The 21,499-nt window shown below is 54.6% G+C and carries 17 protein-coding genes; 7 read left to right on the plus strand and 10 right to left on the minus strand.

What is annotated here, in order from left to right:
- Window positions 1-16: 16 nt before the first annotated feature.
- A complete protein-coding gene (locus tag C1N59_RS10930; RefSeq protein WP_006119064.1) occupies window positions 17-1,000 on the minus strand; it encodes an arabinose ABC transporter substrate-binding protein in 984 nt (327 codons plus the stop codon).
- A gap of 365 nt (window positions 1,001-1,365) precedes the next feature.
- Between C1N59_RS10930 and C1N59_RS10935 the strand changes: the two genes are divergently transcribed.
- Both C1N59_RS10935 and araA read left to right on the plus strand, forming a co-directional pair.
- Complete coding sequence (locus C1N59_RS10935; RefSeq protein WP_394549480.1) at window positions 1,366-3,051, plus strand: ribulokinase; 1,686 nt, start codon at window positions 1,366-1,368, stop codon at window positions 3,049-3,051.
- A gap of 12 nt (window positions 3,052-3,063) precedes the next feature.
- Entirely contained in the window at window positions 3,064-4,554 is a 1,491-nt protein-coding gene (gene araA, locus C1N59_RS10940) for an L-arabinose isomerase (RefSeq protein ID WP_039340462.1), read from the plus strand.
- A 260-nt stretch (window positions 4,555-4,814) separates the two neighbouring features.
- Here the strand turns inward: araA and C1N59_RS10945 are convergent, their stop codons facing one another.
- From C1N59_RS10945 to C1N59_RS10960, 4 genes are all read right to left on the minus strand, one after another.
- Window positions 4,815-5,810: a hypothetical protein gene (locus C1N59_RS10945; RefSeq protein ID WP_394549482.1), complete on the minus strand. Its 996-nt coding sequence runs from the start codon at window positions 5,808-5,810 to the stop codon at window positions 4,815-4,817.
- 240 nt (window positions 5,811-6,050) lie between these two features.
- Window positions 6,051-6,488, minus strand: coding sequence for a bifunctional diaminohydroxyphosphoribosylaminopyrimidine deaminase/5-amino-6-(5-phosphoribosylamino)uracil reductase RibD (locus tag C1N59_RS10950; protein ID WP_110267814.1), 438 nt, complete (start codon window positions 6,486-6,488; stop codon window positions 6,051-6,053).
- 62 nt (window positions 6,489-6,550) lie between these two features.
- Window positions 6,551-7,378 carry an MBL fold metallo-hydrolase gene (locus tag C1N59_RS10955; protein WP_110267543.1) on the minus strand — a complete coding sequence of 276 codons (828 nt, stop codon included), beginning with the start codon at window positions 7,376-7,378 and terminating at the stop codon, window positions 6,551-6,553.
- 72 nt (window positions 7,379-7,450) lie between these two features.
- The gene (locus C1N59_RS10960) at window positions 7,451-8,335 is read right to left on the minus strand and encodes an SDR family oxidoreductase (RefSeq protein WP_394549483.1); all 885 of its coding nucleotides are present in this window, start codon (window positions 8,333-8,335) and stop codon (window positions 7,451-7,453) included.
- Window positions 8,336-8,449: 114 nt separating this feature from the next.
- Between C1N59_RS10960 and C1N59_RS10965 the strand changes: the two genes are divergently transcribed.
- The 3 genes from C1N59_RS10965 to C1N59_RS10975 all read left to right on the plus strand — a co-directional run bounded on the left by C1N59_RS10965 (window position 8,450) and on the right by C1N59_RS10975 (window position 11,893).
- Window positions 8,450-9,352: an AraC family transcriptional regulator gene (locus C1N59_RS10965; RefSeq protein ID WP_394549485.1), complete on the plus strand. Its 903-nt coding sequence runs from the start codon at window positions 8,450-8,452 to the stop codon at window positions 9,350-9,352.
- A 502-nt stretch (window positions 9,353-9,854) separates the two neighbouring features.
- On the plus strand, window positions 9,855-10,838 hold the full coding sequence (locus tag C1N59_RS10970; protein ID WP_394549486.1) for a DUF1852 domain-containing protein: 984 nt from the start codon (window positions 9,855-9,857) through the stop codon (window positions 10,836-10,838).
- A 26-nt stretch (window positions 10,839-10,864) separates the two neighbouring features.
- Window positions 10,865-11,893: a methionine synthase gene (locus C1N59_RS10975; protein ID WP_039340472.1), complete on the plus strand. Its 1,029-nt coding sequence runs from the start codon at window positions 10,865-10,867 to the stop codon at window positions 11,891-11,893.
- 229 nt (window positions 11,894-12,122) lie between these two features.
- Here C1N59_RS10975 and C1N59_RS10980 read toward each other — a convergent pair whose 3' ends face one another.
- Window positions 12,123-12,290, minus strand: a complete 168-nt coding sequence (locus C1N59_RS10980; RefSeq protein WP_006119054.1) for a con-10 family general stress protein — start codon at window positions 12,288-12,290, stop codon at window positions 12,123-12,125.
- Between the two features lie 1,182 nt (window positions 12,291-13,472).
- On the opposite strand from C1N59_RS10980, the gene C1N59_RS10985 reads away from it, so the two are divergent.
- Together C1N59_RS10985 and C1N59_RS10990 are read left to right on the plus strand one after the other, a co-directional pair.
- Window positions 13,473-13,640, plus strand: coding sequence for a con-10 family general stress protein (locus C1N59_RS10985; protein WP_006119050.1), 168 nt, complete (start codon window positions 13,473-13,475; stop codon window positions 13,638-13,640).
- Window positions 13,641-13,780: 140 nt separating this feature from the next.
- Window positions 13,781-14,440, plus strand: a complete 660-nt coding sequence (locus C1N59_RS10990; RefSeq protein ID WP_394549487.1) for a hypothetical protein — start codon at window positions 13,781-13,783, stop codon at window positions 14,438-14,440.
- A 426-nt stretch (window positions 14,441-14,866) separates the two neighbouring features.
- Here C1N59_RS10990 and C1N59_RS10995 read toward each other — a convergent pair whose 3' ends face one another.
- The 4 genes from C1N59_RS10995 to C1N59_RS11010 form a co-directional block, all read right to left on the minus strand.
- Window positions 14,867-17,197, minus strand: a complete 2,331-nt coding sequence (locus C1N59_RS10995) for an FdhF/YdeP family oxidoreductase (RefSeq protein WP_394549488.1) — start codon at window positions 17,195-17,197, stop codon at window positions 14,867-14,869.
- Window positions 17,198-17,602: 405 nt separating this feature from the next.
- The gene (locus tag C1N59_RS11000; protein WP_394549489.1) at window positions 17,603-19,153 is read right to left on the minus strand and encodes an MFS transporter; all 1,551 of its coding nucleotides are present in this window, start codon (window positions 19,151-19,153) and stop codon (window positions 17,603-17,605) included.
- Window positions 19,154-19,252: 99 nt separating this feature from the next.
- A complete protein-coding gene (locus C1N59_RS11005; RefSeq protein WP_054687783.1) occupies window positions 19,253-20,317 on the minus strand; it encodes a Gfo/Idh/MocA family protein in 1,065 nt (354 codons plus the stop codon).
- Window positions 20,318-20,327: 10 nt separating this feature from the next.
- Window positions 20,328-21,497 carry a Gfo/Idh/MocA family protein gene (locus C1N59_RS11010; RefSeq protein ID WP_058709183.1) on the minus strand — a complete coding sequence of 390 codons (1,170 nt, stop codon included), beginning with the start codon at window positions 21,495-21,497 and terminating at the stop codon, window positions 20,328-20,330.
- Window positions 21,498-21,499 lie beyond the last annotated feature (2 nt).

The following is a 21,499-nucleotide window of genomic DNA, read 5'->3' on the forward strand; positions in this document are numbered from 1 at the left end:
TCCGTACTGCCTGTTATTACATCAACCCTTTCTTCGCCAGCTCGGTTTTGAAGTTGTCACGCGTAATCAACACGACGTCTGTCACTTCGGTGAATTTCGGTGGCTCCTGTCCTTTGCTTACCCAGTTGTAGAGCATCTGGCTGCTCTTATAGCCATGGATGTCCGGACTTGGCAGCAGTGAGCCATAGAAGCCGGTCGCGTTGGCTTTTGACAGTTCGCTGACGGCGTCGACGCCGTTGATACCGATACCGATCACGTCAGCGGCTTTAAAGCCCTGACCTTCGGTTGCACGCACGCCGCCCAGCACGGTGTTGTCGTTCATGCCGACAATCAGCCAGTGCTTCACTTCAGGGTGCTGAACCAGCAGGGAGTTACCGGCATCAAATGCGCCGGGGATGTCATTCGATTTGGTCGGGACCTGATAGATCTGTTTTTCCGGGAAGCCGGCCGCTTTCAGGGCATCCATCGAACCACCGGTACGACGACGCGCGGTATCCAGTTCGTTAGCGGTGATCGCCATCACGGCGGTGTCTTTGACATCCCAGCCGCGTTTCTGCATTTCTTTATACAGTTCCTGTCCCTGACGTTCGCCAATTTTGGTCGCGGCCATCATGACCAGCGGTACGCTGTCCATCGGCTTGCCTTTGGCGTTCACAAACTGATCGTCCACGGCGATCACCTTCAGGCCATAACCGCGCGCCTTTGCCATGATGGCGGAGCCGAGTTTGGGATCCGGTGTGCAGATCACGAAGCCTTTTGCGCCATTCGCGGCCAGGCTGTCGATAGCATTAAGGGTTTTTTCGCCGTCCGGAACGGCAATTTTGATCACCTCAAAGCCCAGGTCTTTACCGGCTTTATCCGCAAATTTCCATTCGGTCTGGAACCAGGGTTCTTCCGGCTGCTTCACCAGAAAACCCAGCTTCATAGTCTCGGCGATAGCTGATTGTGACATAACCGCTGCCAGCCCGATGGCTGCCAGCGCTTTAGTGAATTTATGCATGATGCTCTCCGGCGCTAGTGGTTTTATCGCTGTTAAATACGAATCGGTGTAAACGCTACCAGTTAACTCTCTTTTGTAGGTACATATGTAAATCAGCACGTTAGCGGGAGCCATGAGGGTAGCCTGCTTAAACGCTGGCCTAGTTTTAGCGGGAATGAAGAAGAAAAATGTAGAGCGGTATCACATCTTAAAATCACGACAGAATGATCCATATATTCAGCAAATTTAACCGTCTGTTAACTTTTGCAATGGATCACAAATTCACTGCGTGTGGCAGAAAAGTGCATATTCTCAGCCAGCCGTGACTAACCCTTCTTTTTTACACATCTCAGGATAAGGAGGTTTATTCACAACAGGAGAGTCAAATGCGTACTGAAGCCATCACCCTGGGGCTGGACTTTGGTAGTGATTCGGTGCGTGCGCTGGCGGTGGATTGTCACACTGGTCAGGAGCTGCACAGTGCCGTGGCCAACTATGCACGCTGGCAGCAGGGACTTTACAGCGATCCTCACAGCAACCGCTTTCGTCACCATCCTCAGGACTATATTGATGCTATGGAGCAGGCCATGCTGGGTGTGCTCGCGGCGCTAAGCGACACGCAACGGGCCGCCGTCGTCGGCATCGGTGTCGACAGCACCGGCTCCACCCCCGCTCCGATCGATCGTGACGGCAAGGTACTTGCCCTGCGGCCGGAGTTTGCGGAAAACCCCAATGCGATGTTTGTGCTGTGGAAAGACCATACGGCCATTGAAGAAGCGGAAGAGATTAACCGCCTGTGTCGCAGCGGCCGCTTTACCGATTACAGCCGCTATATCGGCGGGATCTACTCGTCGGAATGGTTCTGGGCCAAGATTCTTCATATTACCCGCCAGGATGCTGCCGTGCGCGATGCGGCCGTGTCCTGGGTTGAACTCTGTGACTGGGTGCCCGCCTTACTCAGCGATACCGTCGCCCCGGACAAACTCCGTCGTGGGCGTTGTGCCGCTGGTCACAAAGCGCTGTTTCATGCTGACTGGAACGGCTTACCCGACGCCGACTTCCTTAACGCGCTGGACCCGGCGCTGACTCAACAGCTGGATTCTCCCCTGTTCAGCGAGACCTGGACCGCGGATATCCCGGTGGGCACGCTAAGCCCGGAATGGTCGCAACGCCTGGGTTTACCGCAGCAGGTTACGATTTCGGGCGGCGCATTTGACTGCCATATGGGCGCGGTCGGCGCCGGTGCGCGACCCTATACCTTAGTGAAAGTGATTGGCACGTCGACCTGCGACATCCTGATTGCTGACACCGGGAAAGTCGGCGACCGCGCCATCAAAGGCATCTGTGGTCAGGTTGATGGCAGCGTCGTGCCGGGCGCGATTGGTCTGGAAGCAGGCCAGTCGGCGTTTGGCGATATTTATGCCTGGTACAGCCGCCTGCTGGGCTGGCCGCTGCAGCTGGCAGCGCAGCACCATCCCGAACTCAAACCGCAGTTGGCTGAGATGCAAACGTCACTGATCACCCGTCTGACCGAGGCCTGGGTCGCCAGTCCGCAGTTGGATCACCTGCCCGTAGTGCTGGACTGGTTCAACGGCCGCCGTACGCCCAATGCCAACCAGCGCCTGAAAGGGGTCATTACCGACCTGAATCTCGGCACGGATGCTCCGGCCCTGTTTGGCGGCCTGATTGCGGCCACCGCCTTTGGTGCCCGCGCCATCATGGAGTGCTTCGAGCAGCAGGCAATTCCGGTGGAAAACATTCTTACCCTCGGCGGCATTGCCCGTAAATCCCCCGCCATTATGCAGGCCTGCTGCGACGTGATGAACCGGCCGCTGGATATCGTCGCCTCCGATGAGTGCTGTGCGCTAGGCGCAGCCATCTTCGCTGCCGTCGCCGCGGGCTTTCACCGCGATGTGGAGCAGGCGCAGGACGTCATGGCCAGCCCGATTGACGTGACGCTGCAGCCCGATCCGCAACGCGTCGCGCGCTATCAGGCACTTTATCAACGCTATCAACAATGGTGCGAGACGGCAGAACCCCATTATGCCGCCCGTTCCGCTTCCGCTAAGTAAAGGAGTGGTTTTATGCAACAGTTCAACGTGTGGTTTGTCATTGGTACACAGCACCTCTACGGCGCGGAAACGTTACGTCAGGTTGAACACAATGCCCGGCAGGTGGTGGACGGATTAAATCAGGCGGGTTTGCCTGTACGTCTGACGCTGAAACCGCTGGTCAAATCGCCTGATGAAGCGCTGTCGCTGTGCCGTGACGCCAGTCACGATCAAAACTGTATCGGTATCATTACGTGGTTGCATACCTTTTCGCCGGCCAAAATGTGGATCGGCGGATTGAATGTCTTAACGAAGCCCCTGCTACAGTTTCATACCCAGTTCAATGCCGAGATCCCCTGGGACAGCATGGACATGGACTTTATGAACCTGAATCAAACGGCGCACGGTGGCCGTGAGTTTGGCTTTATTGGTGCGCGCATGGGCCTGCAGCACAGCGTGGTGACCGGCCACTGGCAGGATAAACACAGCCAGCAGCGCGTCGCCAACTGGATGCGTGCGGCGCTGGCCAAACAGGCCAGTCAGCATCTGAAAGTCGCGCGTTTTGGTGACAACATGCGTGAAGTCGCGGTCACCGAAGGCGATAAAGTGGCGGCGCAAATCCAGTTCGGCTATGCGGTTAATGGCTGGGGCGTGGGGGATTTGGTGGAGGTGATCAACAGCGTCAGCGAGGGTGATGTCAATGCGCTGGTTGACGAATATGAAAGCCAGTATCGTTTCTCCGACGTGGCCGCCGCAGGCGGTGAAAAACGGCAAAACGTACTGGACGCCGCACGCATCGAGCTGGGCCTGAAGCGTTTTCTGGACGACGAAGGCTGCAAGGCGTTTACCACCAACTTCCAGACGCTGCACGGCATGACGCAGTTGCCCGGCCTGGCGGTACAGCGCCTGATGGGCCAGGGTTATGGCTTTGCGGGCGAAGGAGACTGGAAGACCGCCGCCCTGCTGCGCATCTTTAAAGTGCTGGCGGGTGACCGTCCCGGCGGCACCTCCTTTATGGAGGATTACACTTACCACTTCTCGCCGGGCAACGATTTAGTGCTGGGTTCTCATATGCTGGAAGTGTGCCCGTCTATCGCGCGGGAAGAGAAGCCGCTGATCGACGTGCAGTTCCTCGGCATCGGCAACAAAGCCGATCCGGCGCGGCTGATTTTCTCCACGCCGGCCGGTCGTGCCATTAACGCCAGCGTGATCGATATGGGCGATCGTTTCCGCCTGCTGGTTAACGTAGTGGACGCGATTGAACAGCCTAAACCACTGCCAAAACTGCCGGTAGCCCGCGCGTTGTGGAAAGCGCAGCCGTCTCTGGCGACCGCCTCTGAAGCCTGGATTCTGGCAGGCGGTGCGCACCATACGGTGTTCAGTCAGGCCCTGACGCTGGACGATATGTATCTGTACGGCGAGATGCACGGCATTGAAGTGCTGGTAATTGATGAGCACACCCGGCTTCCGGCCTTTAAAGATGCGCTGCGCTGGAATGACGCCTATTACCATATGAAGCGCTAAGCACCGCTAGCGAACGCATTAACAAAGCGGCGGGCCAGCCCGTTGGCGGCCCGCTTTTTTTATGCGTCGCGCTCAACCTGAGGCACAGCGTTACTGCCCTGATATCGGGCAATAATCCCCCCTGGCCGCTGTCTGTTTCCTTTGCCAGTCGATCGGCAAAAGCCGCTGCCGGCCTGGCGATATGACCGCCCGATAACGGGACAGGTTATCTTCGTTAACCTTCCCCACCGCGAGGCACCGTTACATGGCTGTCATGCGGCTCAGACGTTGTGCGTGAGGGCAGTGTGACGCGGCGTCACGCTATGACTGCCCGTCTGATCGTTAATGTTTTGATAGTGAACGTCGCTGTGGCTGACGCGCGCGGGCCTGTCAGACAGGAAGCGGCTGTCTTGCTCTGTCTGTTGCGTGGGCGTTGCTGCGGCATTGCCTGCCTTGACCAGAAGCGGCTTCACGGGCGCTGCCGAAGGCTGCCAGGCTATTCGCGCCTCGGTCAGCGTATTTTGGGCCAGATTCTCATTCACCTGCGCCAGTTGCCGCCGCAGCACATTGAGTTTCACTGCGGTCGCCAGCGGAATCTGACGTTCCTGATCCTCCAGCACGCTAATCTGCTGACGGGTCGCATACTGCTGTTGCAGCAACGCGCGGTACTGGCTTTCATAGCCCCAGACCACCGACTGCTCCTGTGCAAACTGCAACGCCGAAATATAGCCTTTGTTCAGCAGCGGTCGCCATTTGTTGACCAGGTTTTGCGCCATGCCAACCTGCGCGGACTCGATTTTGATTTGCTGATCAAGTTGCGCCAGTTGTCCGTTCAGCATGGCGGCCTGGAAGTGGTTATCACTGACCTGTTGCAGCGCCAGCTGCTGCGTGTGGGCCATGTCCTGCAGCAGGCTGCCCTGCTCCAGCTTCAACTGATTGCTGACGAGTTGCATGCCTTTGAGTGCCTGACGGTTTGCCTCGGCGATCATAACGACTGAGGGCGCGGAGGCATGCGGCAAATGTTCACTGACGGCAGCGATTTGTCCGGTCGGGTTGGGTACAGTAGCGGCGCTGAGCGGGCGCGCGGACGCGTGCCGGCTGGACAGGACCTGGCGCAGAGCGGACGCATGATTGTCGACAAAACAGATCAGGCTCACCGTCCCCACCACCAGCGAGAACAGATTACGCCGCACAAAAAGTGAGGCAGAGGAAACGCCGCCAGCCGCGGCCACGCGGGACGACTCAGGTGATGGCTGTTGTAAAAATGGTTTTTCCATTTTTTACCCTTAACTCAGTGCGCGTTGGTGGTCTGTTTACGGGATGTCGCGGAAACGTTTTGCTCCCTGGCGGGCAAAAGGCCTCACCGCACACCTAACATCACATGCCCCGGAGCAGAGATAAAACAGAAGTTCATTTCCAGTCGTTACGCTTTGAAAGGGAATCTCACGATGTTTCACCAGCGGTTCAGGGATGTAAATGCCGATGTCTGGCTAACAGCACGCCTTCTCACCTACATTTTACGCAAGCGAGCGAATTAAATAGGGCGCCAGAAAACACTCAACGTCATTTCTCGCCACGCCCAGCGTCACGCCGATGCCCGCTTGCTTTAAGATCGCAATCCCTTCTCCGCGATTACGCGGATGCGGATCTTCAATGGCGATGTAAATATGTCTGGGCCTGAGCCGGGCCAGTGTTAGTGCGCAGGACGGGGTTCTGCCCTGAAAGGCACAGGGCTCTAGCGTGACATAGATTTCGCACTCTTCTACAGGTAACGTAAGTGTGGAAAGTGCATCAGCCTCAGCATGGTACTGACCCGGTGAACGGGTAAATCCGGTCGAGACAACCCGACCATTGTGAACAATTACGCACCCTACCGGTGGGTTAGGTCTGCAATGCGGCAGCGCATGGCGGGACTGCGCCAGCGCTAACAGCATAAATTGTTGTGATTTTTGCATCATTAACAGGACTCGTCTCATTACCGTTTTACGTCCGTGAGCTTAGCTACAGAACGTAAAACTCAGATAAACTGCCATTCAAATCCCGCAGAGGTGCGGCTGACATAACCTGCCGACGAGCCCGGAAAATGCGAACTAAACCAGCGTGCCTGATGCTCACTCGCCCACGTCATTGCCCAGCGCCGCTGGGCTTCGGCCTGCGCGGCATCAGCACAAAAGCGCGAGGCAAGCTGGGGCTGACTGACCTGCAAATCGTTATGCATCAGGTCACCGGAAAACAGCGCATAATCGCCCGCACTGTGCAGAATAATCGACGCGTGGTCATGACTGTGGCCGGGCGTGGGCACATAGCGCAGCACATCAGCAAACACCGGCTCTTGCGTCACATCGAACGTCTCCAGCAAACCCGCCGCGATAACCGGATTAATGCTGTCCTCTAACAGCGTTTTGCGTGCCGGATCGTGTTGCCAGCCTTTTAACCCGCTATCCGAACAGTAGTAGCGGGCATGTTTGAAAAACGGTGTCCATTTACCGTCCATCCAGTGCGTATTCCAGCCCACATGATCGCCATGCAGATGGGTGATCAGCACGATATCCACCGCGTCAGGATCGACGCCCGCGTCACGTAAGCGCTGCGCATACGGCGTATTCAGCTGATGGGAGAGCGGAGAGCCTGCCCGCTCGCGACCATTGCCGCTGCCCGTATCGATCACAATAAGGTTGTCAGGCGTGCGGACCACCCAACTGTGAACAGAGAGCGTAATCGTTTCCGGCGTTCCGCTCGCTAACGCCTGCGCGGGAAACAGCCATTCCGTGGACAGAGACGCGTCCAGTTCAGGAATTTTAAAGACCTCGCACTCACCTACGCGGTAAACCGGCGTCACAGACATATGACCTCTCAAATCAGGGGAAAATGATACTGACTCGTCGCATATTGCCATCTTCCCGGCAGCTAAGCACGCTTAGCCCGGCATGCGTTCAAGATCGGCAATCAATCCCGGCCCTGTGGGCTGCCATCCCAGTTGCGCCCGAGTAAGCCTGCCTGAGGCGGACATATCCTGCGCAACGAAATGACTCAGCCAGCCAAAATGATCGGTAGCTTCAGCGGCTGAAAGGGATATGACCGGCAGGTTGAGGATCCGCCCGAGGGCGTCGGCAAGCACGCGCAGCGTAATGCCTTCTTCGGCGACAGCATGATAACGGCTTCCTGGTCTGTTTTTTTCCAGCGCCAGCCTGTAGAGGCAAACCGTATCGTCAAGATGCACTGCTGACCAGCGGTTTTGGCCTTCATCAATAAAAGCGGAAACGCCTGTCTGTCTCGCCACCTCAATCAGCGACGTAACCAGGCCCTGTTTCAACGGATTATGTACCTGAGATAACCGCACAACGGAAACGTTGCCCCCTTTTTCCAGTGCCACTATTGCGGCCAGCTCGGATGCCCGGCGCGGATTAGGATGAAGCGGGTTGAAATAGTCTTCTACGGCAGGTCTTCCCTGCCCCGGCGAGCCCAGTCCCACCGCCGAGGTGATGATTAAGGGCCGTGCGCTTCCTGCCAGTGCCGTGGCCATCGCGGCGATTGCCTGCCGATCGGCTTCACAGTTTGTCAGAAACGTCGAAAAATCATGGTTAAAGGCGGTATGAATCACCCCCTCGCAGCTTGCCGCGCCCCGTTGCAAACTATTGTGATCGTTAATATCACCCCAAAAGGGCTCGACACCTGCTTTGCTGAGCCTGTCGACACCCTGCTGATGTCGGGTCAGTCCGACCACCTCATGCCCTGCCGCGATCAGATCGGCCGCAATCGCCGACCCGATAAAACCCGTTGCTCCTGTAAGAAATAACCGCATGTCTGTTCGTCCTCTTGTCAGCCTTCGCAACCGTGGTTGTCTACTTTACGGTGGAGAAGGAATGCGCTCTATGTGATAACGTCGCTTTTTTATGTCTGACCGTCTGGGATGATCATGGACCCGCTTTCACAGCTCTTAGCCCTGCTTGAACCACAACGTTACGTTTCCGGTGGTGTGATACTGACGCCGGAGATGTCGGTACAATGGCCCGCTCATGATGGCGTGAAGTGCTATGCCGTCGTAGCGGGTGCCTGCTGGCTGACCGTTGACGGTGTTGCGGAACCCTTGCGCCTTAACGCCGGCGAGTGCTATCTGCTCCCGCCAGGCGCACCTTTCAGGCTGGCCACAAACCCGGACGCGCAGACTGTCGATTTTCAGACGGTGCGGTCTGAGATGGTTGCCGTGACAGCGGCAAAGCTTGATGAAACCTCCGCCTGTTTACTGGTAGGCGGGCATTTCCTGCTGACCGGACGGCCCGCACAGATGCTGTTAGGTACGCTGCCGCCAGTGGTGCATATCCGGCGCAGCGCAGACAGAGCCGCCATGCAATGGGCGCTGGAAAGAATGTCACAGGAAGTCCGTGAAGCGCAGCCCGGCAGCATCCTCATCGTGCAACAGCTGGCATTTATGCTGCTCATTCAGGCGTTACGGCTGTATGCAAATGACCCGCAGCAGTCAGGCTGGCTTGCGGCCCTGAAGGATAAAAAGCTGGGCGCGGCGCTGGCCTGCATGCACCAGCACCCCGAACACAAGTGGACGCTGGCGGAACTGGCAGCCAGGGTGGGAATGTCACGCGCGGTTTTTGCTGAACGATTTAAGCAAACGGTGGGCATCGCGCCCGTCGACTATCTCACGCAATGGCGCATGCATCTTGCCTGCGACCAGTTAAAAAAAGGGAATGGCGGGCTTACCGCGATTGCTGCCGGGCTGGGCTATGAATCTGAGAGCGCCTTTGCAAAAGCCTTCAAGCGTGTCATCGGTGTTTCACCAGGCAAGTTCAGTAAACAAAACGCCTGATCGGGCGGCCCGAAACCAGGGATGATGGCGGGCTTCAGGGGAATATGGCTGCGCGGCGCTGAAAAGCCCTGCGTGAGTACGGCAGCGCTTGCTGCGGGCCTGTACAACGCTCATGAAAGAGGCTCATTAACCTGAATAAATATCACCGCTTTTCCCGCAACATGAGAAATCTTCACATGAGCCGTTTTCATGAGGAGGCGGAAACCGGGATATTGGCAGGCCTTACGCCACAAGGGTTCAGGGCGCATTGCATCACGGCACAGTCTGTCCGTTTGTATCCATTCCGCGTATGGCAGAGGCTTTACCTCTGTCGACCATGAAGATGGCTCATGTTGTGTTGAAATTAAGTCGCTTTCCCTTCCTCCGCGCCTCTGGCATAAAATATGCTTTATTGACAAACACACAACGTGAAAGCGGTTAAACGAAAAACCAGAATGCAGGCCAGTCTGGATAACTAACAGCCACAGACCGTTTTTCACATCAGAACGCAGGGTGCATCACGATGAAAAAAGAATTCACATTTACGATTAAGGGCAGTGTTTTCGATGAGAATTACAACCCGTCTGAAAATACGCGCATCACCACCAATTTTGCTAACCTGGCGCGCGGGACGAACCGTCAGGAAAACCTGCGCAATGCCTTAACGATGATTGATAATCGCTTCAACTCGCTGGCGCACTGGGATAATCCAAAGGCCGATCGTTATGGTGTGGAACTTGAAATCATCTCGGTTGAGTTAAATATCGAAAACGAGACGCAACGCGGCGCGTTTCCTGTAATTGAAATTCTGAAAACCCATATCGTCGATAAAAAAACTCAGCAGCGTATTGAAGGTATTGTTGGCAATAACTTCTCCTCTTACGTGCGCGATTATGATTTCAGCGTGCTGCTGTCTGAGCACAATAAAAACAACACCGGCTTCAGCGCACCTGCTAACTTTGGCGATTTGCACGGCAATATTTTCAAGTGCTTCGTGAACTCTTCGGCCTTTAAAGAGAACTTTAAAAAACAGCCGGTCATTTGCCTGAGCGTGTCCAGCAAAAACGTTTATACCCGCACAGGAAACCGTCATCCGGTACTGGGTATTGAATACCAGCAGGATGCCTATTCCCTGACTGACCAGTATTTCCACAAGATGGGTCTGACGGCGCGCTATTTCATGCCGGAAAACAGTGTTGCCCCGTTGGCGTTTTATTTCTCGGGTGACCTGTTGAGTGATTACACCAATCTTGAGCTGATCAGCACCATTAGTACGATGGAGACGTTCCAGAAAATTTATCGTCCTGAGATTTACAATGCTAATTCACCGGCTGGCCAGTGTTATCAGCCAAGCCTGAACCATCTGGACTATTCATTAACGCGCATTGTTTACGATCGCGAAGAGCGTAGCCTGTTAGCGGTAGAACAAGGGAAATTTACCGAAGAGAAATTCATTAAACCTTATAAAGCCGTTCTTGAAGAGTGGTCTGCCAGTTACGCGCTTTGATTAACCGAAATACAAGGTCACCTATTATGAAAACGTTGTTACCTACCTCAACCGCAGGCAGTTTACCGAAGCCATCCTGGCTGGCTCAGCCTGAAACGCTGTGGTCGCCCTGGAAGCTGCAAGGCTCAGAACTGGCTGAAGGGAAAAAAGATGCGCTGCGTTTAATTCTGGACGATCAAATCCAGGCCGGTATTGATATCGTCAGCGACGGTGAACAAACGCGCCAGCACTTTGTGACGACATTTATTGAGCACCTGAATGGTGTTGATTTCGAGAAGCGCGAAATTGTCCGTATCCGTAATCGTTATGATGCCAGCGTACCGACGGTGATCAGCGCGGTTAGCCGTCAGAAACCCGTTTTTATTGACGATGCGAAATTCTTGCGTCAGCAGACTAAGCAGCCAATCAAATGGGCGCTGCCGGGTCCGATGACCATGATTGATACGCTGTATGACGGCCATTACAAGAGTCGTGAAAAGCTGGCCTGGGAATTTGCCAAAATTCTGAATCAGGAAGCCAAAGAGTTAGAAGCGATTGGCATCGACATTATTCAGTTTGATGAGCCCGCTTTTAACGTGTTCTTTGATGAAGTCAACGACTGGGGCATCGCCGCGCTGGAACGCGCTGTGGAAGGCCTGAAGTGCGAAACCGCTGTGCATATTTGCTACGGCTACGGTATCAAAGCCAATACCGACTGGAAGAAGACGCTGGGGACGGAATGGCGTCAATATGAAGAAGTCTTCCCGAAACTGCAAAAATCAAAAATCGATATCGTTTCGCTGGAATGTCAGAATTCGCGCGTGCCGATGGAGCTGATTGAGCTGATTCGGGGTAAAAAAGTCATGGTGGGTGCCATTGATGTAGCAACCAATACCATTGAAACGCCGGAAGAAGTGGCCGCGACGCTGCGTAAGGCGTTGCAGTTTGTGGATGCCGACAAACTCTATCCGTCAACCAACTGCGGTATGACGCCATTATCCCGTGAGGTGGCGCGTGGCAAGCTCCATGCCTTAAGCGCGGGTGCGGCTATTGTCCGTCAGGAGCTTTCAGCATAGTTCACGCGGGTAATCTGCAGCAGGTGAGCGCGCTGACGTGACTCGCCTGCCATCCCTGCCTTGTCGTTATCATCCCTTTGTGTAAGAACAGCCTGGCACTGACCGGGCTTTTTCGTGCGGGGGCCGCTGCCGTCTCTGATGAATTAGCCTGGGCATTGATGATGCCTGCGGAAACGGTGGGATCATGGAGCAGTCCCTGCTCCGCTGTTCAGTCCTTTATAAGCCGGTATCAGGAGCCACGATGGCTGTTCTGGCCCCCTTTCTTACCGGCTTCTGAGGCTTTTTCACGATCGTTTTTGAAATTGCCGCCGCTGTTCTGGCCGCCTTTTTTACCGGCTTCAGAAGCTTTCTCTTTATCTTCCGCGAAATTACCTGATCCGCCACGATGTTCAGTCATAATATTTCCTCTTCAGGTTAAAGTTGTCTGCTTCTTTGCTTCACCATTTGCATGGCACTGTTAAGGTTATAACGCGCCTGTTAATCTGCAAGCGTGGCGGATAAAACATTCGCCGCTTTGTTTAGCGCTTTTAATACTGCCGCGCAACCGCAACGGAGGGCGGAAAATAAAAGCGAAAAACAACAAGATAATCACCATAAAACTCGCTTCTCTTGTTTAAATGCGACTGCTTTCATTCGTCAAAAAATTAACAAGAGGTTACATTTAGGCGTGTAGAACGGCAATTTTCAGGCAAAATAAATACTCAGCCTTAGGCTGACATCCCTTCACGGTTAAAAGACAATCTGTTTACGCACCACCACGTGCTCCCGCAGCATCCCACTCAACCTTTTGCCAGCCTCAGAAAACGACGCTACCACGTCTGACGCCTGCCCTGTAATACCGTGCTCTGCCATTAAGCTTTACCTGTTGGCGTCGGCCACGTGTTAACGGCCTTATTGATCAGGGGCACAATAACGCTGCCTGGAAATAAAAGAGAGTGGTCTGTCGTCAGGAGCAGGTAATGTATTTCAGTCATCCGTCAGCGGCAACAGCGCGCGCTCAGGAAAAGCCACGGCGATTGTGAATATTCATTACTCATCGCGCTCTAAATAAAACCCTGCGCCTAAAAAAGGCTCCCCGCGCCTGTCGCGCGAGTGAATATACCGCTTTATTTTCTCGCCTGGCTGTTTAAAAAGACGACCTCCCGTTTCGTCGGTTAAAACATAACAGGACGCCCCCAACGCCAGCTATGAAAATAGTGGCATTCACTGACATCAAAAAATGCTATCGCGCCCTGTGTGTTGATAAGCGGATTGAGCGTTTCTGTTGGGTAAAAAAAGAAAATGGGATCGTTGCGTGGCAGCATGAATATGTCGCCGTCAGGCCGACAGGTTATAAAAAAGTTAAGATTCGTCTTAAAAAAATCGGGCAGTAAAGCTGTACATGGAATGAAACTTTCGTACAAATTTAATGCTAATAATCCTCATTTTCAAAGAGTAAAAAACCTTTCAAGACGAAGCGGTATTAAAAAAACCGTTTTTTATTTTTTTCCATTGTATTGTTTCGCATTGGAATTATCAGAAACCATCGACCAAAATGAGGCTTTCCACTGTTAATGATGAAATGAGAGAGGATAGACCCATGGTCAAATATCGTGGCGGCGCAGGAAATTTTGCAGCAAACCCCGAGAGAGCCTCTGAAGCGGGTCGGAAAGGCGGCAAAAACAGTAGCGGAAACTTCAGGAACAACCCCGAGCGTGCAGTAGAGGCGGGCCGTAAAGGGGGAAAAGTCAGCCGTCGTACGGGCTAGTTCCCTTTGCGATTTCGCCCGTCTGCCTTTGCCGCGCTGGCGAGCATCTCTTTATACCTCCACCGAAACGCGCAACGCCAGGAAGGCCGCTTATCTTCCTGGCGCTGGCGCACATCTGATTTTTATAAACAGGAGTTTTTATGTTGTCATCCGACACGCTTTGTGCGCTCACAGGCGCCTCCCTGACCAATGTACGACGCTGGCAACGGTATGGACTTGTTGCTGTAGATCCCGTGACAGACTACTGGACAGAAGCCCAGCTCGAAGAAATCCGCGAAGTCATGTCAGCCAATGCCCACGGCGCAACGGCGCAGGAAATGCACGATGGCCGCAGGCAATCAGAGGGCGTAATGACGTATGGCTGGCCCGCCCGCCGTGGCGAAATCCTGACCAGTCTGGAGTTTGGTTCAGACAGGCAGTTGATCCGGATTATCCGTAGCCTGAGTCGGGACCTTGCCGGTGACGATTTTATCCGGTCTTTAATGCGTCCACTCTGCAGTTGGCTGCGCGAGGACCAGCGTCGTGGCGCTGCGCGCAGGCTTGCCCGCTTTGAACATGTCACGGAGCATCATCACGCCTGTGTGACCCGCGCAGCCTCTCGCTCGGCCAGCGTACCGCTGTTGCTTGAGATTGCAGGTGAAGTACAGAACACGGATGTGCTGCTTGAGGCCATCCGGTTAACGGCACAGGGCTTTAGTGTGGATGTCTGCGTGGACACCTCTGTGCCGCTGCCAGCTCATCAGCGTAAGTCTTACGATCACCATCTGATCTGGCAGGCCAGCCAAATCAGCGTTCAGTAGCCGGTTCGCGTTAATGCTGCCCTTCCCCTCTTCATTCCGCAAACAGGTTAGCGTTTTCCCTTCACTCCGCGTGGCTGCGGTATGTTCTCCGGCGCTTTCCCTTGCGTTCTGACACCCCCTTGCGTGCTGTTCTGGTGTGGATACGCGTGACCCCAGCCTTACAGTAAACGCACTCATTTATCCTTCAATCCTGACGTTTTATGAAAGACCGTGGACTAACGCGGGCCATAGCATGGCGGTGATTGCGCCGGACAGGTTAGTTCCGGGCCGCCTTTTCCGGTTACGCATCCCCGGCGGTGCACGCCCCCAGTGATGCGCCCCATACAACTCAATGCCACTGGCGGCGCACAATGCGGTGGCGACGCGATTCTGCACCCGCTGCGTACCGCTTCTCTCAGAGGGCGCACACGTTCTGTGAATACCGGGCTAACGACGTGTGGCAGAGCCGGCCAGTGCGCTTTCAGGCTGAACGCGTTCGAGCCTGACAGGGGTGCTTTTATAGGCCGGTATACCACTTTTGGTATCATGGCTGTCCAGCGGTACCAGTACGTTCGCTTCCGGATAATAGGCTGCGACCGAACCATAGGCCATATCGTGCACCACGATGGTCAGCTTATCCATGCGCCTTGAGGTCGGGCTACCGTCCGGGTCCAGGGCGATGACGTTGACCTGCTCGCCGACGCGTAACTGCCGTTTTTCGGCCTCATCCGGGTTGATAAACAGCACATCCCGGCGTCCTGTTACGCCCCGGTAGCGATCGTTCAGACCATAAAGCGTTGTATTGTATTGGTCGTGGCTGCGCAATGTCGTCAGCACCAGATCGTGGCAGGTCAGTGAGCGTGGATCTTCATTGATGCCCGCCATCACCAGGAACTGCGCTTTTCCTGACGGCGTGTGCCAGATGCGCTCGGATGCGCCATTGGGCAGGCGAAAACCACCCGGTTGTTGAATGCGCTGATTATAGTTTTCGAAGCCCGGAAACACCGCTTCAATGGCCTGGCGGATATTACTGTAATCACGCGTCATCTTGTCCCAGTCGACAACCGTATCAGGCAATGTGGCTTTCGCCAGGCTGGCCACCAGCAGCGGCTCTGACTTCAGGTGCGGCGAGGCGGGATCGAGCGTGCCTCGTGAAGCATGTACCATCGACATGGAATCCTCAACCGTAACACTTTGCGCACCCGAGGGTTGCTCATCCACCTCCGTGCGTCCCAGTACCGGAAAAAGATAACTGTGCTTTGCCATCAACAGATGTGAACGGTTCAACTTCGTCGCCATGTGCACTACCAAATCCAGATTGCGCATGGCAGGAAAGGTGACCTGTGGGTCAGACATGGCTTCAGCCAGGTTGCCGCCAAGGCACAGCAGCGCTTTAGCACTGCCGTCACGGATGGCGCGAATTGCCTCAACCGCGCCGTGACCGTGTTGTCTGGGCGGCGTAAAGCCAAACACTTTTTCCAGACTGTTCAGCAGACTGTCAGACGGGATTTCGGTAATCCCAACCGTGCGATCACCCTGAACATTGGAGTGGCCGCGCAGCGGACAAATGCCGGCCCCCTTTTTGCCCATGTTGCCGCGCATCAGCAACAGATTCGCGATTTGCTGTACATTCTGTGTTCCGTACTGATGTTGTGTAATGCCCATGCCGTAGCAAATAATGGTGCGATCCGCCTCCGCATACAGCCGGGCAAGATGCTGAATCTCTTCACGCTCCATCCCAGAAACTTTCAGAATGTGCGCCCAACTGGTCGCCTCCAGATCGGCCTTCAGTGCCTCGAAGCCCTCAGTGTGTTCATGAATAAAGGCCTCATCCAGCACACCCGGTTCGCCCTGTTCTCTGGCCGTCGCATCCATAGCGATCAGGAATTTCATCATCCCTTTCAACATGGCCGCGTCACCGCCTACGCGCACTTTATAATAGGTTGACGCCAGCTCGGTTGAGCCCATCGACAGCATCTCGATCGGGCTTTGCGGTGAGGTAAACCGCTCCAGCCCGCGTTCGCGTAACGGATTAATCGCAACAATCGTCGCACCACGTTTTGACACCTCTCTGAGCGTGCCCAACATGCGCGGATGGTTGGTGCCCGGGTTATGACCAATACATAAGACAAGGTCGCAATGGTCAAAGTCATCCAGCTCGACGGTGCCCTTTCCTACGCCGATGGATTCCGGCAACCCCACACTGGTCGGCTCGTGGCACATATTGGAACAGTCTGGGAAGTTATTGGTACCGTATTCGCGGGCAAACAACTGCCAGAGAAAAGCGGCTTCATTCGATGCGCGGCCAGAGGTATAAAACTCAACCATGTTCGGATCGCTATAACTGCGCAGCCGCTCACCTATTTCACGAAAGGCCGTTTCCCATGCGATGGGCTGATAGGTATCGCTGGCCGCATCATATTTCATCGGATGGGTCAGCCTCCCTTCGCCTTCCAGATCCAACGCGCTGCGCGCCCACAAATCGCTGACCTTGTTAGCCGCGAAAAAATCGGGCGTGGCACGCTTACTGGTGGCTTCCCACGACACCGCTTTGGCCCCGTTTTCGCAAAACTCAAAAGAAGACGTATGCTGCGGATCAGGCCAGGCGCAGCCGGGGCAATCAAAGCCCTGGGGCTGGTTCACCCTGAACAGGGCAATGACGTCCTGTTTCACCGCCATTTGTCCCCGAATCGCATCCGCTACAGCTTTTAATGCGCCCCAGCCACCCGCTGATCCGCCATACGGTTTGACCCCAAAAGTACGATTCGTTTCTTTCATTTTTATTCCAACCTGTATCAATGACTTTTGCTTAAGCCTGGTACAGGATTAGGAACACGCCTGATAAGCAGGGCGCAAAGTCTGATTTAATTTTTGCAAAATGTTACCTCGCTGCGGTTAATTGCAGCCCATGCGCTTTTTGTGTCCCAACGGCGTTACCCGCCGTGTTTCGCTTAAAAGGCAGAATTTTAGATCACGCATAAATAGCGAGCCGGCGTCACTTTTCATTTGCATAATCATGGGCAGGCAGCGTCCGCCAAATAGCGGGAAAATGACGACGAAAATCATATCCACGCGCGTCGCGTGATATTTATTTATCCGTTCTGCTTATTTCTGGCTGGCCATTGACGTTTCTGGCGGTTTATATTTCTCCGGTAAGTCACGTCACGCCAACGGCCTGTTCGCTTACACTTTCAGTTCTGACTTTACAGCAGCATCCTGTACAGGTTCTTTTTTACTGGCTCCCCAGACGTCATCATAGGCATAGCCGGTCAGCGCTTTGATCACCTCACGGGTTTCGGCATCACAGTCTTTAGGTGAACCGCCCAGCTTACGGCGTGCGACCTCTTTAATCAGCAATTTGTGGCTGCGCTGGGTCAGTTTGAACTGGAACGTCAGCCAGAAACTCACGGCCAGAAGCGCGCCTGTCACGCCTACCATCAGCAGGACAATGGCGGTGACTGCGCTATCAGGCTGAGCGCCGTTCCCCTTGGCAAACCCGCTTTCCTGGAGCACCACGCCAATAATAAAGATGGCAATCGCGACCGAACTTTTGCGCGTAAGCACCATGACGCCCGCGAAGATGCCTTCCCGGCGCTGACGGGTTACCATTTCATCAATATCGGGAATAAAGCTGTAAATGTTCCACGGAATATAATACAGCCCCGCGCGCGCTATCCCCATAAACAGGAAGGCGGCGCTAAATAACAGCACGGGTACATGCCACTGCCAGAGATAAACGGCATACAGAAAAAGCAGCACGACGGCAATAGATATATAAGAGAGTCTCAAGGCGTTAGAGGGCGTCATAGAAAATCTGCCCAGCAACAGCATAAATAAAAAGGTGCCGGGGATAGACATAAACATCATATTACTCAGAAGCAGCGAGGCTAATGAGGCATCCTGTTTTAACCCATAAATAACGAAATAGGTAAAAACGGCAAGAAACACATCCATCGCTGTGAACGAGCAGATATAAATGAGCAGGTGCTGACGAAACGCCCGAATTTTAAATGACGAGGCGAGATCCACAAACATGTGTTTCACATGCGAAAGAAAATGACGCGCGGGTGCCGGTGGCTTTTGAACCTCGTCTGCATCCTGAATATCTTTCGCTTCCCAGGTGGTATACCAGGTAATAAATACCGCGACGCAGTAAATCACTGAGAAAATCACGCCCGTGAGTGTATAGGTGATGGCGTTGTCTTTGCCCGTGTACGTCATGATGACGCCCGGTACCGAGACCGCGAGAAAACTTCCCAGCGAGGAAAACATCATCCGCACGCCGGAAAGGCGAGTGCGTTCACTGAAACGGTTGGTCATTTCTGACGACAGGGTTTCCCACGGCACCAGCACCATGGCAGATAACAATTCGATGGTGAGATAGGTGCCAAGATAATACCAGTAGCTCATATCCGTGACCCACAATGCGCCGTACAGCAGCATCAGAGGCGAGGAAATTAACAAGAAAAAACGACGACGGCCGAATTTGCGCCCGGCCCAGGTATGGCCGAAATTATCCGTGATATACCCCATGATCGGACTCAGTACGGAATCAATCACCCTGGCGATGGCGAAGATGGATCCGGCTTCCAGCACCGATAACCCGCAGTAGGTGGTATAAAAAAACAGTAACCAGGCACCTATCACTGCAAAGGCACCGCCCCCAAATAAGTCGGTAATGCCGTAGCCTGTTGCTACGCCATACCCGACGCGACGTTCAGTCGGTTTAACCATTTATCTGCTTCCTGTTCTGGTCGGTGTTTTATAACGGCAAGCCAGTGCCTGCCGTCGCTGTTATCAACAGAATTGGAAAAGAATGGGCGTGCGGGCTGACTACACCGCGTTAGCTAACATTTGGGCTTTGATACACAGTTCAGCCGCTTTAAACGCATGTTCCTGCGTCATGGCGTGCTCTGTGCGATGCAGACAGTCGGTGATCAACTGGCCAAAGAACGGGAAACCCACCGTGCCCGCCACGCTGTAGCGAAACTCACCGTCCTGATTCACCAGGTAAACCACATCCTGCTCGTCACGCGTGAGATCGGTATACTTGCGAATTTCGATGTAACCGTCGGTTCCGAGCAGCGTCATTCGCCCGTCGCCCCAGGTCGATAAGCCTTCCGGGGTGAACCAGTCACAGCGAAAATAGCCGGTTGCGCCATTTTCCCCTGCCAGCATCGCCTCGCCGAAATCTTCAAACTGCGGATGGTGCGGATGGTGAAAATTGCGCACCTGACTGGCAACCACACGGGCCTGACTATTGCCGGTGTAATAGAGAAACTGCTCGATCTGGTGGCTGCCGATATCGCACAAAATGCCGCCAAAGTAGCGACGTTGATAGAACCAGTCCGGACGGCCGGTTCCTTCGCGATGCGGGCCCGTGCCCAGCGTTTGCACCACCCGTCCAATCGCGCCCTGTTCCACTAACTGTCCCGCGAAAACCGCGCTCTCAACGTGCAGACGCTCGCTGTAGTACACCGCATATTTGCGGCCGGTTCTGGCGCACATGGCTTTGGCATCGTCCAGCTGTTCCAGGCTGGTGAGTGGGGCTTTATCGGTGAAGTAATCTTTCCCGGCCGCCATGACTTTCAGTCCCAGCGCACAGCGTTCCGAGGGAATGGCCGCCCCTGCCACCAGCCGCACCTGTGTGTCAGCGAGGATCGTGTCCAGGGAATCCGCCGCCTGAGCCTGCGGAAACTGTTGCAGGAACCTGTCGACTTTGGTCGCATCCGGGTCATAAACCCATTTCAGCGTCGCCCCGGCTTCAGTCAGGCCATTGCACATCGCATAGATATGCCCATGATCCAGCCCGGCGGCAGCGATAATAAACTCGCCTGGGTTTACAACCGGCTGGGGTTTGCCTTTCGGCGCGTAGTTCATGCCATCCTTTTGATTCATGCTGTTGTCCTCACGCAAAGTTTTTGCCTAACGGGATCGCATCCTCATCCGCGAAATTTTCCACGGAGGCCTGTTTTTCATAAAAGTGCGGTGCGCTGGCAATCAGGCCACCGGTACGGTAGAAGGTGTCGTTGCTGGCAATCGGCAGCGTGACGGTGGTATGGGTTATAGCCGACTTGTAGATGGCGGTGATTAACGCCAGGGATTGCTTGCCCTGCTCACCGTCTACCAGCGGCGCACGCTGCTGCTCAATGGCCGAGAAAAAGTCATCCACCTGACCGGCATGCAGTGTCCATGTCAAGGGCGGGATCTGCGCATACAACTGGTCCAGTTCGTTTTCCAGCGCGATGTGATGATCCTGTTCCGGAAAGCCGTTTTCCGCCGCCTGATAAGCAACAGGTTGCCAGGGCGCAGAGAGCCGCGCTTTCTCGCCCTGTAAAATGATTTTTTGATCTTCACCGTGATGCACCACCGAGGCCGTCAGCTGTGCCAGCGTGCCGTTCGGGTAACGGAAAATAGCGGCACTGAGATCTTCGACCTCCGCATTGTCATGGGCGACATTGCTCATCATGGCGACCACGTCCGTCGGTGCGCCGAGCATCCATTGCAGCGCATCGATGTGGTGCACAGCATGATTGAGCGTGCAGCCCCCACCTTCTTTTTCCCACGTCCCGCGCCACCACAGGTCGTAGTAGGCATGACCGCGCCACCACAATGAATCAACCTGGGCGTGACAAATCTTTCCTGCCAGGCCGGAATCCACGGCCGCTTTTAACCGCCAGAAGGCATCGGTAAAGCGGTTCTGCGCCACCACGGAGAGCACTTTGCCGCTGGCCTTTTGCGCCGCGATCATGGCATCGCACTCTTCAAGCGATGCCGCCATCGGCTTCTCGCACAGCACATGTTTGCCTGCCTGTAGCGCCGCTATCGTATTCTCGGCGTGCACATAAGGCGGCGTGCAGACATCCACCACATCGATATCTGCGCCATCCGCCAGCATGGCGAGATGATCGCTGTACACGCGTACATCCTTCAGGCCGTAACGCTGCAATTTATCGCGGGCTTTGTCCGGGTACACATCCACTACCGCCACAATTTTGCCGCGTTCGGGAAACTGCAAAAACGCCTGAATATGTAAATTGGCAATATTACCCATACCTACTATCGCAATTTTTAACATGC

This window comes from Pantoea sp. SGAir0183, assembly GCF_043545505.1.

What these genes read in the sequence shown, in the direction of transcription:
- C1N59_RS10930 (WP_006119064.1), bottom strand. Translation starts at nt 1,000, where the DNA reads ATGCATAAATTCACTAAAGCGCTGGCAGCCATCGGGCTGGCAGCGGTT.
- C1N59_RS10935 (WP_394549480.1), top strand. Translation starts at nt 1,366, where the DNA reads ATGCGTACTGAAGCCATCACCCTGGGGCTGGACTTTGGTAGTGATTCG.
- araA (WP_039340462.1), top strand. Translation starts at nt 3,064, where the DNA reads ATGCAACAGTTCAACGTGTGGTTTGTCATTGGTACACAGCACCTCTAC.
- C1N59_RS10945 (WP_394549482.1), bottom strand. Translation starts at nt 5,810, where the DNA reads ATGGAAAAACCATTTTTACAACAGCCATCACCTGAGTCGTCCCGCGTG.
- C1N59_RS10950 (WP_110267814.1), bottom strand. Translation starts at nt 6,488, where the DNA reads ATGCAAAAATCACAACAATTTATGCTGTTAGCGCTGGCGCAGTCCCGC.
- C1N59_RS10955 (WP_110267543.1), bottom strand. Translation starts at nt 7,378, where the DNA reads ATGTCTGTGACGCCGGTTTACCGCGTAGGTGAGTGCGAGGTCTTTAAA.
- C1N59_RS10960 (WP_394549483.1), bottom strand. Translation starts at nt 8,335, where the DNA reads ATGCGGTTATTTCTTACAGGAGCAACGGGTTTTATCGGGTCGGCGATT.
- C1N59_RS10965 (WP_394549485.1), top strand. Translation starts at nt 8,450, where the DNA reads ATGGACCCGCTTTCACAGCTCTTAGCCCTGCTTGAACCACAACGTTAC.
- C1N59_RS10970 (WP_394549486.1), top strand. Translation starts at nt 9,855, where the DNA reads ATGAAAAAAGAATTCACATTTACGATTAAGGGCAGTGTTTTCGATGAG.
- C1N59_RS10975 (WP_039340472.1), top strand. Translation starts at nt 10,865, where the DNA reads ATGAAAACGTTGTTACCTACCTCAACCGCAGGCAGTTTACCGAAGCCA.
- C1N59_RS10980 (WP_006119054.1), bottom strand. Translation starts at nt 12,290, where the DNA reads ATGACTGAACATCGTGGCGGATCAGGTAATTTCGCGGAAGATAAAGAG.
- C1N59_RS10985 (WP_006119050.1), top strand. Translation starts at nt 13,473, where the DNA reads ATGGTCAAATATCGTGGCGGCGCAGGAAATTTTGCAGCAAACCCCGAG.
- C1N59_RS10990 (WP_394549487.1), top strand. Translation starts at nt 13,781, where the DNA reads ATGTTGTCATCCGACACGCTTTGTGCGCTCACAGGCGCCTCCCTGACC.
- C1N59_RS10995 (WP_394549488.1), bottom strand. Translation starts at nt 17,197, where the DNA reads ATGAAAGAAACGAATCGTACTTTTGGGGTCAAACCGTATGGCGGATCA.
- C1N59_RS11000 (WP_394549489.1), bottom strand. Translation starts at nt 19,153, where the DNA reads ATGGTTAAACCGACTGAACGTCGCGTCGGGTATGGCGTAGCAACAGGC.
- C1N59_RS11005 (WP_054687783.1), bottom strand. Translation starts at nt 20,317, where the DNA reads ATGAATCAAAAGGATGGCATGAACTACGCGCCGAAAGGCAAACCCCAG.
- C1N59_RS11010 (WP_058709183.1), bottom strand. Translation starts at nt 21,497, where the DNA reads ATGTTAAAAATTGCGATAGTAGGTATGGGTAATATTGCCAATTTACAT.